At 37.4% G+C, this 13908-nt stretch carries 19 protein-coding genes; 5 read left to right on the top strand and 14 right to left on the bottom strand.

Features of this window, described 5'->3' with window-relative positions; genetic code table 11:
* Positions 1-130 precede the first annotated feature (130 nt).
* The 6 genes from ACK4M9_RS03230 to ACK4M9_RS03205 form a co-directional block, all read right to left on the bottom strand.
* The gene (locus ACK4M9_RS03230) at positions 131-1462 is read right to left on the bottom strand and encodes a purine-cytosine permease family protein (protein WP_409847929.1); all 1332 of its coding nucleotides are present in this window, start codon (positions 1460-1462) and stop codon (positions 131-133) included.
* Between the two features lies 1 nt (position 1463).
* Positions 1464-2096 carry an HAD-IA family hydrolase gene (locus tag ACK4M9_RS03225; protein ID WP_409847926.1) on the bottom strand — a complete coding sequence of 211 codons (633 nt, stop codon included), beginning with the start codon at positions 2094-2096 and terminating at the stop codon, positions 1464-1466.
* Positions 2097-2115: 19 nt separating this feature from the next.
* Positions 2116-2634 (bottom strand): DNA polymerase beta superfamily protein, encoded by a 519-nt coding sequence (locus ACK4M9_RS03220; RefSeq protein WP_409847923.1) that lies wholly within the window; start codon positions 2632-2634, stop codon positions 2116-2118.
* A 4-nt stretch (positions 2635-2638) separates the two neighbouring features.
* Positions 2639-2878: a DNA polymerase beta superfamily protein gene (locus ACK4M9_RS03215; protein WP_409847921.1), complete on the bottom strand. Its 240-nt coding sequence runs from the start codon at positions 2876-2878 to the stop codon at positions 2639-2641.
* A 138-nt stretch (positions 2879-3016) separates the two neighbouring features.
* A complete protein-coding gene (locus tag ACK4M9_RS03210; protein WP_409847918.1) occupies positions 3017-3268 on the bottom strand; it encodes a sigma-G-dependent sporulation-specific acid-soluble spore protein CsgA in 252 nt (83 codons plus the stop codon).
* Between the two features lie 12 nt (positions 3269-3280).
* Entirely contained in the window at positions 3281-3472 is a 192-nt protein-coding gene (locus ACK4M9_RS03205; RefSeq protein WP_409847916.1) for a YbxH family protein, read from the bottom strand.
* Between the two features lie 140 nt (positions 3473-3612).
* On the opposite strand from ACK4M9_RS03205, the gene ACK4M9_RS03200 reads away from it, so the two are divergent.
* Positions 3613-3924, top strand: coding sequence for a DUF5634 family protein (locus tag ACK4M9_RS03200; protein ID WP_409847913.1), 312 nt, complete (start codon positions 3613-3615; stop codon positions 3922-3924).
* A gap of 140 nt (positions 3925-4064) precedes the next feature.
* Here the strand turns inward: ACK4M9_RS03200 and ACK4M9_RS03195 are convergent, their stop codons facing one another.
* Together ACK4M9_RS03195 and ACK4M9_RS03190 are read right to left on the bottom strand one after the other, a co-directional pair.
* Entirely contained in the window at positions 4065-4148 is an 84-nt protein-coding gene (locus ACK4M9_RS03195; protein WP_409848277.1) for a YjcZ family sporulation protein, read from the bottom strand.
* A gap of 142 nt (positions 4149-4290) precedes the next feature.
* Positions 4291-4665, bottom strand: a complete 375-nt coding sequence (locus tag ACK4M9_RS03190; RefSeq protein WP_409847910.1) for a hypothetical protein — start codon at positions 4663-4665, stop codon at positions 4291-4293.
* A gap of 160 nt (positions 4666-4825) precedes the next feature.
* Here ACK4M9_RS03190 and ACK4M9_RS03185 point away from each other — a divergent pair, with 160 nt between their 5' ends.
* Complete coding sequence (locus tag ACK4M9_RS03185) at positions 4826-5008, top strand: hypothetical protein (RefSeq protein WP_409847908.1); 183 nt, start codon at positions 4826-4828, stop codon at positions 5006-5008.
* A 223-nt stretch (positions 5009-5231) separates the two neighbouring features.
* On the opposite strand, the gene ACK4M9_RS03180 is transcribed toward ACK4M9_RS03185, so the two are convergent.
* From ACK4M9_RS03180 to ACK4M9_RS03170, 3 genes are all read right to left on the bottom strand, one after another.
* Positions 5232-5984, bottom strand: coding sequence for a DUF2161 domain-containing phosphodiesterase (locus ACK4M9_RS03180; protein ID WP_409847905.1), 753 nt, complete (start codon positions 5982-5984; stop codon positions 5232-5234).
* Positions 5985-6302: 318 nt separating this feature from the next.
* Complete coding sequence (locus ACK4M9_RS03175; protein ID WP_409847903.1) at positions 6303-9497, bottom strand: DEAD/DEAH box helicase; 3195 nt, start codon at positions 9495-9497, stop codon at positions 6303-6305.
* A 759-nt stretch (positions 9498-10256) separates the two neighbouring features.
* Entirely contained in the window at positions 10257-10457 is a 201-nt protein-coding gene (locus ACK4M9_RS03170) for a cold-shock protein (protein WP_409847901.1), read from the bottom strand.
* Between the two features lie 464 nt (positions 10458-10921).
* Here ACK4M9_RS03170 and ACK4M9_RS03165 point away from each other — a divergent pair, with 464 nt between their 5' ends.
* Complete coding sequence (locus tag ACK4M9_RS03165; RefSeq protein WP_409847899.1) at positions 10922-11515, top strand: VanZ family protein; 594 nt, start codon at positions 10922-10924, stop codon at positions 11513-11515.
* Between the two features lie 128 nt (positions 11516-11643).
* Here the strand turns inward: ACK4M9_RS03165 and ACK4M9_RS03160 are convergent, their stop codons facing one another.
* The 3 genes from ACK4M9_RS03160 to ACK4M9_RS03150 all read right to left on the bottom strand — a co-directional run bounded on the left by ACK4M9_RS03160 (position 11644) and on the right by ACK4M9_RS03150 (position 13455).
* Positions 11644-12516: a GNAT family N-acetyltransferase gene (locus tag ACK4M9_RS03160; protein ID WP_409847897.1), complete on the bottom strand. Its 873-nt coding sequence runs from the start codon at positions 12514-12516 to the stop codon at positions 11644-11646.
* Between the two features lie 16 nt (positions 12517-12532).
* Positions 12533-13021, bottom strand: coding sequence for a flavodoxin domain-containing protein (locus ACK4M9_RS03155; protein WP_409847894.1), 489 nt, complete (start codon positions 13019-13021; stop codon positions 12533-12535).
* Between the two features lie 257 nt (positions 13022-13278).
* Complete coding sequence (locus ACK4M9_RS03150; protein WP_409847892.1) at positions 13279-13455, bottom strand: hypothetical protein; 177 nt, start codon at positions 13453-13455, stop codon at positions 13279-13281.
* A gap of 98 nt (positions 13456-13553) precedes the next feature.
* Between ACK4M9_RS03150 and ACK4M9_RS03145 the strand changes: the two genes are divergently transcribed.
* Positions 13554-13685 carry a hypothetical protein gene (locus ACK4M9_RS03145; protein WP_409847891.1) on the top strand — a complete coding sequence of 44 codons (132 nt, stop codon included), beginning with the start codon at positions 13554-13556 and terminating at the stop codon, positions 13683-13685.
* Positions 13686-13835 carry a hypothetical protein gene (locus ACK4M9_RS03140; RefSeq protein WP_409847888.1) on the top strand — a complete coding sequence of 50 codons (150 nt, stop codon included), beginning with the start codon at positions 13686-13688 and terminating at the stop codon, positions 13833-13835. It begins immediately after the preceding gene.
* Positions 13836-13908 lie beyond the last annotated feature (73 nt).

The following is a 13908-nucleotide window of genomic DNA, read 5'->3' as shown; positions in this document are numbered from 1 at the left end:
CATTTATCGTTTCTAAATTTAGAGTTCCTCTTAGCGTTTGTATTTAAAGGCGAATGTATTTTCAACCATAAATAAAATCGGGCTGTCCCTTAAAACACAGGGCATCGCGGCGTGCTGCGAAGCATTTGCCTCACTTATCATTTGAATATTGTTTCAAGACATAATACAAAATTCCAGTAACGACAAATGTAACAAATCCAGGTGAGTAGGAAACTGGCAATATTAGATAAATAATTAGTCCAATGAGCACACAACTAAAACCAATGATGTTATAACGATAGCTTTCGTTCCCAAGACGTTCAAAATCTAAATCGGTTAGCACTGTTTTTTTAACGAACAAAAAATCACTGACAATGACAGCAGAGAGCGGGATGATAAAGGCACCTAAAAGGGTTATGTACACTTTCGCATCATTCACAAGGGTTGGAAAAGCACTTAAAGTAATCGCGGCAAGCCCAAAAACGAGCGCACTTCTAACCCGCCCTAGCCTAGGGATACTATTTAATAAGCTGTAGCCTCCGGTGTAGGCATTAGATAAATTAATTGAGATCATCGAAGCAATAGCCGCCACAAAAATAATGAAGATAAAAAACGGCGACTCGGTAAGTTGTGTTGAAATAACATATGGGTTCCAGCTACCAGCTAATGTTGCTGTGTAAGCTCCTAATATAGCAGTAATCGAAAAACCGATGACATTACCAACATATAAGCCACCAAAAGCTTGTTTTGGTGATTTTGCATATCGGGCCATATCTGAGGCAGAACTTACTCCAGAAACATATTGAACAAAGGCTAAACTTGCAAAGAAAAGCATTGTCCCGATTTGATTTGTCCCTTCCTTTTTCCAAACGTCACTAAACGTCATTCCAGCATCAGTGACGGAAATGAAAATATAAAGCATAACAACGCCGCCCAGAAATAAAACGGGTAAAAAGTCTTTTGTGATTTTTTTTACAGCCTCAAAACCGATCAGTGCAAGAGTGGCCATAATTGTGGCCATGATTAATGCCAGCGGCACAAATCCAACCTGGTATCCTAAAAATCGTTCAATCATTTCCTTTAGAAGATAAGTTCCTCCTATTGTTTGGACACTAAACCAATAAAGCGAAGTCAGGGTACGAACAGGTGAGGCAACGAAACGTGCACCTCTTATACCCATGATTGATCGAATTGCATATTGAGCAGGAATGCCATATTTCGCTCCAGGTAACGCTAAAATCGATACAAATAAAAAAGCAGCAGCAGCGCCAATGACCGTAGATAACACAGCATAAAAAAAAGACAGTCCACCTTCCAATACAGCTAAAGCAGGAACAAGGAAGTTGCCGGCGTTTACAGAAATAGCCACTTGGATCATTGCATACTCGATAGAAGTAGTTGTCCTTAAATGCTTTGGCACAGCTTCTAACCCGAAGCGTTCAATGACAGATTTTTTTTCAATTGTTTTTACAGCCTCTCCCATCTTAGCCTCCTATTGATTGAGTAATGGAATAGATATCCAAAGGTTGATGAGCAAAGAAATCCGGTTGTTCTACTTTTGTCACCTCGATTGAATCAAAACCCCAATCAACCCAAGCGATTTTTACGCCTGCTTGCTTACAGGCCAAGATATCCCGTAATTCATCCCCTACATAAAGTACTTCAGAAGCTTTTAATCTATGATTTTTCAAGAATTTTTTAATAATCTTGTCTTTTCCAAAAATTGATGCTGCTAATATTTCACTAATATTGTCTACCTGATTATTTTGAAGTGATTGTTTAATATTTTCTTCTGTATTTGATGAGATAACCGCTAATTTATAATTATCTTCTTCAAGCTTTGCTAATAACTCCTTTATACCGGGAAACAAGCGCAATTGTTGTGTCCCCTCTTTATAAAGAAGTAGAAATTCGATAAACGCAAACGGTATTTTATGCAATGGAAAGTTCATCATACGGCAACGGTCAGCTATCGAGTATTTTCTTAATTCCTCGATTTGTTCCCTACTTAAGTTTTGGAACTGGTATTTTTCTGCTAATTGATTGATTACTTGGATTGAAAAATCCTTCGAATCAACTAGAGTTCCATCAAAATCGAAAATAATATATTTTAACAATTTATTTCTCCACTCCCTTTTAAAAATTGATGTTCCAGACGGTCTTAAGAGCAAACGTAAAAATCTCGTCTAATCGTCTACTATCGTTCTCTTTACCCTCGCTTAACTGATTGACTACTGCTGCTAGTCGGTTTATTTCTGTTTCTATGAATGTATTTAAAGAAGTGTAATTTGGTGTTCCGTTCTGCCCTTTTTTCAGAAGGATCAGCTCTTTTATTTGTTCCTTTATGTACGGATCACATAAATGGACAAGCCTTTGTAACTCTAAAGGCGGAAATGCAAATTCTTTCTCTAACGATAAACACATAAGAAGTGGTCGAATAACGTTAAGATACTGCTTTACTGATGTATTTCCCTTTAATACGATTTGATAATTACTAGTTGCCATTTTCAGATAATGATAAAAACATGCTTTTTGTGAAAAAAGTGAAGGAACGGCTTCTTTGATTATCGAAATAATTTTGATATTTTGCTCGTACACATTGGTTGAATGCAAACATTCTAACAATGTCGGATTTGATTTTTTTAGCAATAACAAGGCTTTATGGAGATCCCCAGCCATGAAGATCAAGCTGATCATTGATCGGCATAGAGATGACGTCGCTTTTTTTATGTATTGATAAATACGATTGAATTGGACGGATGTAAATAAAGCGAACATCATAGTCACTACTTTCAGTTTCCAGACCAGTAGCTCTGCTGCCTACTTCACATGCAAAAACAATTTTAACTTGATGTTCATTTTCAATTTCTCTTAACTGCTGGAAAATGACTTTTCTCATCTGTGATCACCATAGTTTATTAAATAGTAAAGACAGTGTTCGAGTGGGACACTGTCTTTTGTTCGTTCGTTTTTATTATACAATAAGAGCTTTACGCAATGGAGAAAACATGCTTATATTTTTCACCTTATCGACCTTTTAAAATAGTAACTCATACACTTCATTTAATTCATCAGCTCGTTTGTGGTCTTGTTCTTTTTTTGCGTACGTAATTTCGTTCTTTAAGACAAGATCTAGGACAGCTACATCCGCTTCATTTAAATCGTTAACAAATTCACTTTCGTTTTTGTACTGATTTTCTTTAAGCATCGTATAAATTTTTTGGCAGCTTGGGTATTTCTCTGTATAGTTTGATAGTGATTCTCGTAAATAGCCTAAAGTAACGTCCATATGAAAAGCCTCCTAAATATTATGTTTTTCGCAATATGTATCAACAATATCTTCTAATTGACTTAATTCAGGAAATTGCCCCGAGAAATTAAAGACAATTTCTTCAATAAATTCACCATCTTTTGTAACGTGAATGGCTCCAGCTTGATTTATAACGCTGAATTCTGGTTCAAAACGATACCCATTTCGATCAATTGCGCCCAACGAAAACAACTCCTTCATTTATTTCGTTCCACACTATTATTATGACTCACTAATGGAAAATTTATTGAAGTCCCACAAAACTAAATATTTAATTGAAAAATAATGCATATTAGAACTGTATCAAGAAAGGGGGATTAATTATGGAATTTATGCAAAGGGAAGCTTTATTAACTGAGATGAATCACTCTCTCAAAAAAATGTTGGAAAAATATGACCTTGATGATGTTGGTATCTTTCAAGAAGAAGGTGAAGGAAACCGTTATTATCTAGGTTATACAGTCAGGAAAAACGGCGAAGTGTATATGATACACCAAGCCTTCAAAAAAAATGACGAAGGTGATTTAGCTCCACAAGAACAAACGTGGGTCATCGAATGTGAAGATGGAGACTCAAGAGGATACGAAAATCTTGATGCTGTTTTTTCGCATTTAGAAACAGGAATTCAACATTAAACTGTATATGAGGATCACCTAAGATCGAAAAGATATTTCGCTTCGCTCTTATCCAGTTCCTGTATAAGAGGTGAACGATAGAAATCGCCGAAATAATTGCACAGAAAAAGGCTGCCAAATGGCAACCTTTTTCTAATTAATTAATAACCGTGGCCTACGTAAGAAGCCCCAATAATTACTAAAAGAATAAACAATACTACGATTAACGCAAATCCTGCACCCATGTGTGATCTACTCCTTTATATTAGTTTAGTGGAAATTTTGTTATATCCACCTTCGAAGTTACTATATTCAAATGTGGTCAATGTGTATGGGCCATTGTCCTAATATTAAAGTTTATCAACACTTGCCTAGATTGAACGGCTCTTAATAATAGCCATGACCGAATGGTGGTCTACCGTGTCCAAATGGCGGTCTGCCATGCCAATATGGGGGGCGACCATAACCGAATGGCGGTCTGCCATATGGCGCTCCATAATAGCCATGATGAAACCCGTATCCTCCACCGAATGGCATTCCGAAACCTCCCACTGGTGCGCCAAAACCTCCGCCAAATGGCGCTCCAAAGCCTCCGGCACCAAATGCTCCGCCCAATGCTCCACCTAAAAATAATGGTAGTGCGGTAGCCCCTAATAACGGTAGTACCCTTTGATCATTTGGATCAAAATCTCTATATTGTTCGGATCCTATTTGGTACGAATAAGGATTAATTCCTGTACCTTGCTGGTAGTGATCATACATGTTCATTCCTCCTTGGTTGTTATTCGTAATATTCTATGTAGTCGTCTATAAATAGAGCAAGTACCCAGCCGCCTAGATTTTAATGGAGGTAGTTAAATGTGGATTAAAAACACCATTCCTAGTATACTTATGTTAGATAATACGAAAGGTAGTGTTACCTATGGATATCTTTACATTCCCGGATAAAGCTGCAGGTGGCTTTGGGTATGCTTATTTAATGATGGCGTTTCTTTTTATCGTTGCGAAAATAAGCTTATCAAGATTGAAAAAAGCGGATCAAAAAAGCAAAGAAGAAGTTGCACGTATTGAAATGGAAATGAGTCAACATAATAACGCAAAATAACGTTGACACTACAAAACTTACCTATTTCAAACGAGGTTCATGAAGGTGAGTTCCTATGCAAAACAAGGTAAGTTTCTTTGCAATACAAATAAGAGGATGACTCAACCGTATCGCTTCCCTCAAGTTTTTCATGTATGCCAATAGAATTGAAATTTTCATTTGGCACAGAGCACTTGAGGTGACGGACGTTGAGTCACCCTCATTTTATTTTTAGTAGTATTGTTCATTCTTTTGTTATACTAGCCTCAGTATCTTCGTGAGCAACCTTCTCTAAATAATAACTGACAAGTTCAGGATATTCCTCGATCTCTTTTCTTCCCTTGTCACTTATTACATAAATACCTCGCTTAACTTTGTCAAACCAACGATAAAAATTTTTCGTTAAAATGGACGAAGTTTTCTCACCCGTCCCCATATCACGCAAACTTTTCGGAGATAACGGACCATAGCGTTCCAGGTAAGCCGCGATCTGGATGCAGTTTTCTTTGTAGGCAGTCATAATTTTTGTACGGGTACTGCCGCCAACATTGTAATCTGCACTTCGTCCATTTATTTCCTTCAGTAGACCAGCTCTTTTTCGTTTGTTTTGACGCATGCTTTTTTTTCGATCAAATGAAGTCGGATGAAACAAAATCTCTGTTTTTTTTCGGTTTCCTGAAAATGAAACAACAATTAATCCTAGCTCTAGCCTTTTAAGTAAATGGCAAATATCGGTCCAACGTTTTGACCTTAGCTTGTACTTAGGCTTAGGTATCGCAATATAAACATGATCTGTTAGACGCTGCCGCTTTGTAGCTTGGACAAGGAGCTCAACATTTAATGTAAGTTTTAATTCAATTACAACTAATTCATCGCCTTTTACTGCTGCGATATCGCAGTCGTTAACCTCTCCATAAACCTCAAATCCTTCTTTTGTAAAATACGTTTGGATTGGTTTATATAAGTCTACCTCTGCTAACTTCTTCTTTTCTGCCATAAATATAAACACCATCCGATGCCAGTAAGTTTAATTATTTCTCCATTCTACCATTATTTTATTAGTTTATGAGATTTTCCATAATAAAAAGTCATGCTGAGGAAAAAGCTTATTGTCATACGAGGAAAAGCTTAATACTTTTCAATCGTCTTCAAGCTATCTGTAACTTGTTAATGCTTGTCGAAAGGCCTTCCCATGTCAAAAGCACACCATAATCTCCTGATTAAACTGCACCCCAATTGTTAGACACAAATTACTGGTTGGGTGCAGGTCAGATTTGGTGTGCTTTTTTGGTGACTATAAAAGTTTTACTGGAAGCTATATCATTAAAATCTCTCGTATGTCGTCTTCTGTGAGTGCAGCAGTAGCTTTCTCATCTGGATCAATGATCTGTTCGATAAGGTCACGCTTTTTTCCTTGAAGTTCATCAATTTTTTCTTCGATTGTGCCTTTGGTGACGAGCTTAATAACTTGGACGGCATTTGTTTGACCGATGCGGTGAGCACGGTCTGCGGCTTGCTCCTCGACAGCGGGATTCCACCACAAGTCGTAGAGGATCACAGTATCGGCACCCGTTAGATTGAGCCCAGTACCGCCTGCTTTTAAAGAGATGAGGAACAGATCACGCTCGCCTGAATTAAAACGAGAACAGATTTCTACTCTTTTTTCTGATGGAGTTTGGCCATCTAGATAGAAAAAGGATCTTCCTTGTGCAACTAATTCACTTGAAATAATTCCAAGCATTTTCGTGAATTGCGAAAAAATTAATACTCTTCTTCCAGAAAGCTTTGCCTCCGCTAAGATTTGCATGAGTAGCTCAAATTTCGCGGAACTTCCTTTATAGCCGTCAACAAATAAGGCTGGATGACAACATAGTTGTCTAAGCCGTGTTAAACCGGCGAGAATTTTGATCCGATTTTTTCGGAGTGTGTCCTTGTCCAAATGCTTTAACGTATCATGTCTTAGCTTTGCTAAATAGGCAGCGTATAACTTCTTTTGTTCAGGGAGTAATTCGATCCGTTGTGTCAATTCAACTTTTTTTGGAAGCTCTAAAAGAACGTCCTCTTTCATTCTTCGTAGCAAAAATGGACGAATCCGCCTTGCAATCGTTTCTCTTGTAAGGTTGCTATATTGCTTTAGCCCTTGGAATAACTCAGGAAAAACGACATGATAAATTGACCACAGTTCCTCTAGTGAATTTTCAACAGGTGTACCAGTGAGGGCGATGCGGAAATCTGCTTGGATTTTCTTCGCGGCCCTAGCTGTTTGTGTTACAGGATTTTTAAATGCTTGTGCCTCATCAAAGAAAACGGTATGGAACGTGTATTTTTCAAACCACTTAATATCTCTGCGTAATAACGGGTAGGAAGTGATGAGAACATCAATACTGGTTATGTCCTTTTGCAGCTTCATTCGCTCTGTTTTATCACCATCAATGATAACTGCTTGGATTTCTGGCGCGAATTTCATGAATTCGCTAAGCCAGTTATAGGTCAAAGACGATGGGCAAACGATTAAGACTGGAATTTTCTTTTTACGAATAACCGAAAGCTCGGATACGATAAACGTAATGCTCTGCAGCGTTTTTCCAAGCCCCATGTCATCGGCGAGAATTCCGCCAAAACCAAAGCTTGCAAGTTGCTTCATCCATTTGTAGCCAGTCGCTTGATAATCCCGTAAAATCGATTGTAAATTCTCAGGTACTTCAAACTCGAGTCGTTTCGGGTCGCTAATTTTTTCTAAAAACAGCCGAAATGATTTTTCGATCGTGAATAAGTTTTGATCATGAACAGCATCAAGGATTTGTAGACCTTTGACAATTGGTACATTCAAAGTGCTTTCGAAATCTTCTTTTTGAATTGGCAGTGCATGTAAAAACTGATTGATTTCGTTAAATTCTTTTGCTTCTAACGACATTAGTGATCCATTAGGTAAGCGATAGTACTTCCGTTTTTCTTCGAGGGCAGCAAGTACCTCGCGTATTTCGTTCTCTGGAATACCTTCAAGTTCGAATTTGAATTCCAGCCAATTGGTCCGCTCTTTTTTTAGCTTTACGCGGATTCTTGGAGGTGTATTCCCTTTGAAGATCCGCATTTTTACAGCTGTTGTTGCATAAATTTGGACAAAACTTTGCATCTTTGGAACAACATGATATAAAAACTCATACTCCAGCTCTTCATTATGCAGCAAATAGCCGCCGTCCGTTTTTGCAAATTCGCTATCCTCCATCCACTCCAAAATCGCTTCTTCTTTTTCGATATCCCTGATTAGCATTGTGGCTGCTTTCGGTTCGCGATTTTCCAGAGGGTTTATAACAATTTGCTCATAATGGAATTCTAGCCCTGCAAGAAGTCGATTACTAACACGATCCAAATAGAGTTTGGCAACCAAAGGCGACTTAACTAGCTGCTCGGAAATAGCAGTAGAAATATGAACAGCACCTAATTTTTTTAAACCTGGGACGACTTTTTCAAGGAAAAAGTGAATTTGCTCTTCAGAGATGGGAATTCGATTGGTTGATGAGACATCTAACATCTGCTTTAAATCGGCCAGTCGTTTGCAATCGTCATTTTTCATCTTAATTAAGCTACCACCAGCTAGGACATAGCTATATGACGGAAACACGATCATGTCCTTCAACCCTTCGACCTTCAGTTCATAGCCCCTACCATCGGCCTTACCAAAGTCAAACTGTAATGAAAGCTCGTTTTCCGAAAAGTGTAGGTTGTGTCTCTTTCCGTCGTACTCCAACTTCACCAATGGTGTTTGTTTAAGCAGTGGCAGAAGCCTGTCCCAAGAAGAAGAAGGAATTAGTAATAGTTGCGGCTTACTTAAATCTTTTTTTCGATCCGCTAACTCCTCAATAAATACCTTTTCATCAGCAATCACTTGGATGAGTTCCAATAGGACGGCATTCGTATCTTTTTGAAAGCAATGAAGATTTGGGTCGTACGTAAAGGAATGAGATAGTATGCAAGACTGTCCGCCCTTCACCTGTTCAAGAAAAAATCGGATATCTTCTATTTTCACTCCAAAAATCGAGATCTCTATCCCGAGCAGCTCTCGCTTACCGAAAGTGACCGGTTTACAAGTGAATTCAGTATCAAGCACTTGTCTTTTTTCAAAATGAAGTTGGTGACAGCTTGAACGACCTTCTTGATCATCAAATATGGTTAACAAGCCTTTCGTTAAGGGATTTGACGAAATGTTGAAACTTGGAGTCGTTGCTTGCCTTTGTTTGGCGTTAATCGCTAATAATACAGCTGCGATATGCTGACAATCCTTATTAAACGAAGCAAGCTTCGGGCAGCTACAGGTCTTATTCAGGCTTCCGCTTTCAGCCTTTTCAATCGTGACATGGAATTCTTCTTTTCCTGTAACCGTTGCACTACAATGATCGAGACTAAAATTATTAAAGATTACTTTATTAGCACGATGAAAAGAATCTCCTCTTTTAAAGGAGACCGTTCCACACATTTCTTCTATGATTTTTTTATTTAACTTTATATCCAAACGCCTCACTCTTTCCTGAGGTTATCTTATAAATACTTGCTTGGCGAAGGCGCAACAAGCTAAATTTAATTGTACCATAATTGGGAGAAATCTTGTTTACCAACGCTTTTGAAAAAAACTCTCCTTCGACCAACTGGGAGGGATTTCACTGTAGAGAGATTTAGAAGGACTTTACACTGGTTGCAGAGTGCTTAGAAACAAGCTAGATCTTTCGAGGAATTCTATAAGAGGTGTATGTATGTAAGACAAAAACCTTGCTCTGCTTCGGACTACTTTACTTCTTCTAGGTCTAATACTGTCCAAACCTTGCTCGGGTTCAGACTACTTTGCTTCTTCTAGGTCTAATACTGTCCCAACCCAGCTCTGCTTCAGACTACTTTACTTCTTCTGAGCCTGATCCTGTCCAAACTTGGCTCTGCTTCGGACTACTTTGCTTCTTCTGAGTCTGATCCTGTCCAAACTTGGCTCGGGTTCGGACTACTTTACTTCTTCTGAGTCTGATCCTGTCCAAACTTGGCTCGGGTTCGGACTACTTTACTTCTTCTAGGTCTAATACTGTCCAAACCCAGCTCTGCTTCAGACTACTTTACTTCTTCTGAGCCTGATCCTGTCCAAACTTGGCTTTGCTTCGGACTACTATGCTTCGTCTTAGCCTGATCCTGTCCAAACCCAGCTCTGCTTCAGACTACTTTACTTCTTCTAGGTCTAATACTGTCCAAACCCAAATAAAAAAGGACTCTAAAAAGAGTCCTTCAATAATTATGCTTTGTTAACGTTAGTAGCTTGGAGACCGCGTTGGCCTTGCTCTGTGTCAAATGTTACTCTTTGACCTTCGTCTAAAGATTTGAAGCCGTCGCCTTGGATAGCTGAGAAATGTACGAATACGTCTTCTCCACCTTCAACCTCGATAAAACCAAAACCTTTTTCTGCGTTAAACCATTTTACTGTACCTTGTTGCATGTGTGTTTCCTCCTGATGTGGATTTATTATCCACGATTTATTACTATTGTTGCTCAATTTGATATCAAAGGCGAAAAGTTTACAACTTATTCATTTCCATACCACCGAACAAAAATAATTCTTACTTAGAGTAACATAGAAAAATTGGAATAGCAAATTTTATTGACAGTTTATTTTTTCATATGGCCCTTAATGGCTATTATTTATCTTTACTTTAGATAAAAATTAACGTCCTCGCCCTTACTGCTGTATGAGAAAAGCATTTTTGGAAGGATTACTGTTTTATGGAAAAAAAAATTATTTTTTTCTACTAAAATTAATGTTTATTTGTTCAATTTTTTGTGAAAATTCTATCACTATAGTCCCCCCCCCTATGTACAGATTGTTCCTTTTTTATTATAATTTGGAAGTCTAGTTGATTGAACAATCTTAAAACAATTGTTCAAGTTCGGATTGGGGGAAATATGAAAAAAACAACAAAAGTCTACTTATTCCTGTCACAAATTGTATTTTTACTGCTTTTGCCAACCTTATTCCAATTAACTTCTTACCTACACCCGCTTGTCATTGGTGTTGTTTGGTTTTGTTATACTTTGCTCGTTTTATATGTTGTGTGCGTTATACAACATGAAAAAATCGTCGTTTCAAGACGTAGCCTTCATATGATTGCGTTTCTTTATTTAAGCGGACTAATCGTCCTCCTATTTTTTAGACCAGCAAACCAAGAATACGGTTCGATCAATCTCGTTCCGTTTGAAACGATTCTCTATTATCTTTCTGGAGAGGTCAATTTTTTAATAGCGTTTTATAATTTAGCAGCCAATATCGGTTTATTCATTCCATTCGGTTTGTATTTTTGCTATATAAAAATAAAACCCAATTTAAATTCTCTTTTCATGGTTGCAATATGTTCGATTTGTGTAATCGAAGGTCTTCAATATCTCACAAAAAGAGGTAGTTTAGATATTGATGATCTCATCCTTAATGTATTTGGAGTTTTAGTTGGCTTTTTCATTTACCCACTTATTCAAAAGGTCTTTGTTCTTAAAAACGATTAGTGTGTTTCGTTTATAAGATAAGGCTGTCCCAATACTACTGCTGCCCTAAGTGATATGATCAGGGGAGTAAGTTTTGGAACAGCCTTAATTTTTTTATAAACGAGAAAAATGAAAAAAAACTACTCCATTTATGCATGTGCAATGAGTGGGAATTTAAAGTTCGTTGGTAAGCTCACTTTTGACGTTCTTATCTGGAAAATGTCATCCCTCGTAAGTAAAGCTGACATCATCGGATTTACATCCTCAAAGTTTGGCGTGAAATGAAAAACGACTTCGGTTGTTTTTTCAGTGGCAATTTCTCTTAATAGTTCTGTAAACGATACTGTTTGTCCGGCAAAAATACCATATACATGGAGTTTTTCGTCTGAATTTTTATAAATGACAACCGTATCTAACTGCTCTATGTAGTAGAAATCGTTGGCAAATACGTACACACCGTAAAATCCTAGAATACTCTCTGCTTTTTCAATATCAAAGCTATGAGAAGACTTTTTCTTAGTATAGTAATTTAAGATCATGTCTCTATCGCTTTGTATGTTCAGTTTTCGAGGTTGACTGTTCGTGATCATTGGCGTGACGCTTAGAGTATAGATTGTTTCTTGGACAGGTGTAAATCCATATTTTTTATAGAATGACGTTGATACACTCTCATCGGAAAACAGAAAAAATAAGTCGTATTCTCCCTCATATTCTGCAATAATTCTCATCATCAAACTTCCAGCAAGGCCTTGTTTCTGGTAATCAGGGTGCGTCATTACCGTTCCAATTTGAATCGCGTGTTTTTTTTCACCTTGAACGACCATCTCCATTTTACTAAACGAAACATTCGCAATAACTTTGTCTCCATCTAAATAGGAATAACATATATAGCTATCATTCCAAAACTGCTGTTTAAACCAAGGCTCAAAATCAATTTGAAATGTAAGTTTAGCTAAGTCATTAAAGCTAGCTCTGTATTTATCGTTTTCTTTATAATTTTTTATAAATGTATAAGTTCTCATTTTCTCTCCAATTCTGTTAGACTACTGAAGCTGAAAATTTAGTTGAAAACTCGTTAATCGCATTCTCATCTAATTTTGATACATCTTCAGTAACACCTTTGACTTTTTTTATAATCGCTTTTTCTATAAAATTCATTTTCGCAAACATAAACTCACCACCAAATAGTCCATTCGCTATTGAATGATTACGTAGTTCTTCTGGATAAGCAAGTTCAAATTGCGCATTTGCTTCGTCGCCTTCATGCATACAACAAAGGAAAAGACCGACTTTTTTTGTCATCAGTTCTTTCTCGTTTAGCTTAATAAACTTTGTTACTTTCCGTTGCATCATACCTGCGTGAATAGAACCTCCCAATATCACAGTCTCGTAATCCTTGATTTCAGGTAAATTTGTTTTCTTTAAATCGACAATAGTCACGTAGCCACCAAGTTTTTCTCCTAACATTTTTGCTGCTCTCGCAGTCGTCCCGTGCGATGACGCAAATATAATGACCGTTTTCATCATTTTCACCCTCTTATAATAATAAAAGTCCAAGTCACTTTCCTTGACTTTTTCCAAAAGACCTTTGTTTAAATTTACCATCAAAAGAATTAGGTGTAAATAGTTTCCTTTTTAGGTACCAGGCACCAATGAAAGTTCATTTTCACCAACAAGGATGATCTACACAAAACAGCCAATCGAAGAAAGTGAACTTTCATGTAGATACTATTTTACAGTGTAGACACCTATAGTAGTGGTGCCTGGCACCGCCATTTGTCAACTTAAATCAGCCTTACGCCCTTAGTCGGTTTGTTTAACTTTTCAACGTTCTCATTTCGTTCGCCACCATCAGATAGTTCTTCGGAGAATTCATGGTCATTGTTTTTTCGCTTTGAAGCTTTTATATCTCCTGGTGCTAAATTATTGTTGGGTGCAGCTTCATTGTTTAATTTGCTCATCAATTTAACCCCCTTTCTGTTATGTAGCTTTCCCAATCTGAATGAAACAAACAAAGAATGGAAAAATAACTGTAGTCATTCTATAAGGAGGAAGTAAGATGGCAAAACAAGACATGAAGCAATATAAAGTAACACGGGGAAAGGCCTCTGATAGCGGTATATCTGCCACTTATGAGTATACAAGTGGCAATAAGACAGGCAATAAGATAAAAGCTAGGAGGTCAAATTAGATGAAGGAAAAGGTAGATCAATGTAAAAATGAGAAAGAGTTAAATAACGAGGTTGATCAATTAGACCGAGAAATGAGTCTCGAAAATGTCCGTTTCGCAACAACGAATAATCGATATTTGAGTGAATATGAGGATGAAGAAGTTAAGTGATGAAATAAATAAATGAGCTTGGTAAACCAGGCTCATTGTTCATGTCTAATTTCTTTAACTTTCGTTTTTTGTT

Origin of the sequence: Anaerobacillus sp. (assembly GCF_046314235.1) — a bacterium.
Classification (GTDB): Bacteria; Bacillota; Bacilli; order Bacillales; family Anaerobacillaceae; genus Anaerobacillus.
The sequence above is the reverse complement of the archived record's forward strand: the minus strand, read 5'-3'. Positions and strand labels throughout refer to the sequence as shown.

Coding starts and splice junctions, on each gene's coding strand:
- ACK4M9_RS03160 (WP_409847897.1), bottom strand. CDS start 12,516: ATGAGAACTTATACATTTATAAAAAATTATAAAGAAAACGATAAATAC.
- ACK4M9_RS03210 (WP_409847918.1), bottom strand. CDS start 3,268: ATGGACGTTACTTTAGGCTATTTACGAGAATCACTATCAAACTATACA.
- ACK4M9_RS03170 (WP_409847901.1), bottom strand. CDS start 10,457: ATGCAACAAGGTACAGTAAAATGGTTTAACGCAGAAAAAGGTTTTGGT.
- ACK4M9_RS03190 (WP_409847910.1), bottom strand. CDS start 4,665: ATGTATGATCACTACCAGCAAGGTACAGGAATTAATCCTTATTCGTAC.
- ACK4M9_RS03145 (WP_409847891.1), top strand. CDS start 13,554: ATGGCAAAACAAGACATGAAGCAATATAAAGTAACACGGGGAAAGGCC.
- ACK4M9_RS03150 (WP_409847892.1), bottom strand. CDS start 13,455: ATGAGCAAATTAAACAATGAAGCTGCACCCAACAATAATTTAGCACCA.
- ACK4M9_RS03180 (WP_409847905.1), bottom strand. CDS start 5,984: ATGGCAGAAAAGAAGAAGTTAGCAGAGGTAGACTTATATAAACCAATC.
- ACK4M9_RS03215 (WP_409847921.1), bottom strand. CDS start 2,878: ATGAGAAAAGTCATTTTCCAGCAGTTAAGAGAAATTGAAAATGAACAT.
- ACK4M9_RS03200 (WP_409847913.1), top strand. CDS start 3,613: ATGGAATTTATGCAAAGGGAAGCTTTATTAACTGAGATGAATCACTCT.
- ACK4M9_RS03165 (WP_409847899.1), top strand. CDS start 10,922: ATGAAAAAAACAACAAAAGTCTACTTATTCCTGTCACAAATTGTATTT.
- ACK4M9_RS03140 (WP_409847888.1), top strand. CDS start 13,686: ATGAAGGAAAAGGTAGATCAATGTAAAAATGAGAAAGAGTTAAATAAC.
- ACK4M9_RS03155 (WP_409847894.1), bottom strand. CDS start 13,021: ATGATGAAAACGGTCATTATATTTGCGTCATCGCACGGGACGACTGCG.
- ACK4M9_RS03185 (WP_409847908.1), top strand. CDS start 4,826: ATGGATATCTTTACATTCCCGGATAAAGCTGCAGGTGGCTTTGGGTAT.
- ACK4M9_RS03230 (WP_409847929.1), bottom strand. CDS start 1,462: ATGGGAGAGGCTGTAAAAACAATTGAAAAAAAATCTGTCATTGAACGC.
- ACK4M9_RS03195 (WP_409848277.1), bottom strand. CDS start 4,148: ATGGGTGCAGGATTTGCGTTAATCGTAGTATTGTTTATTCTTTTAGTA.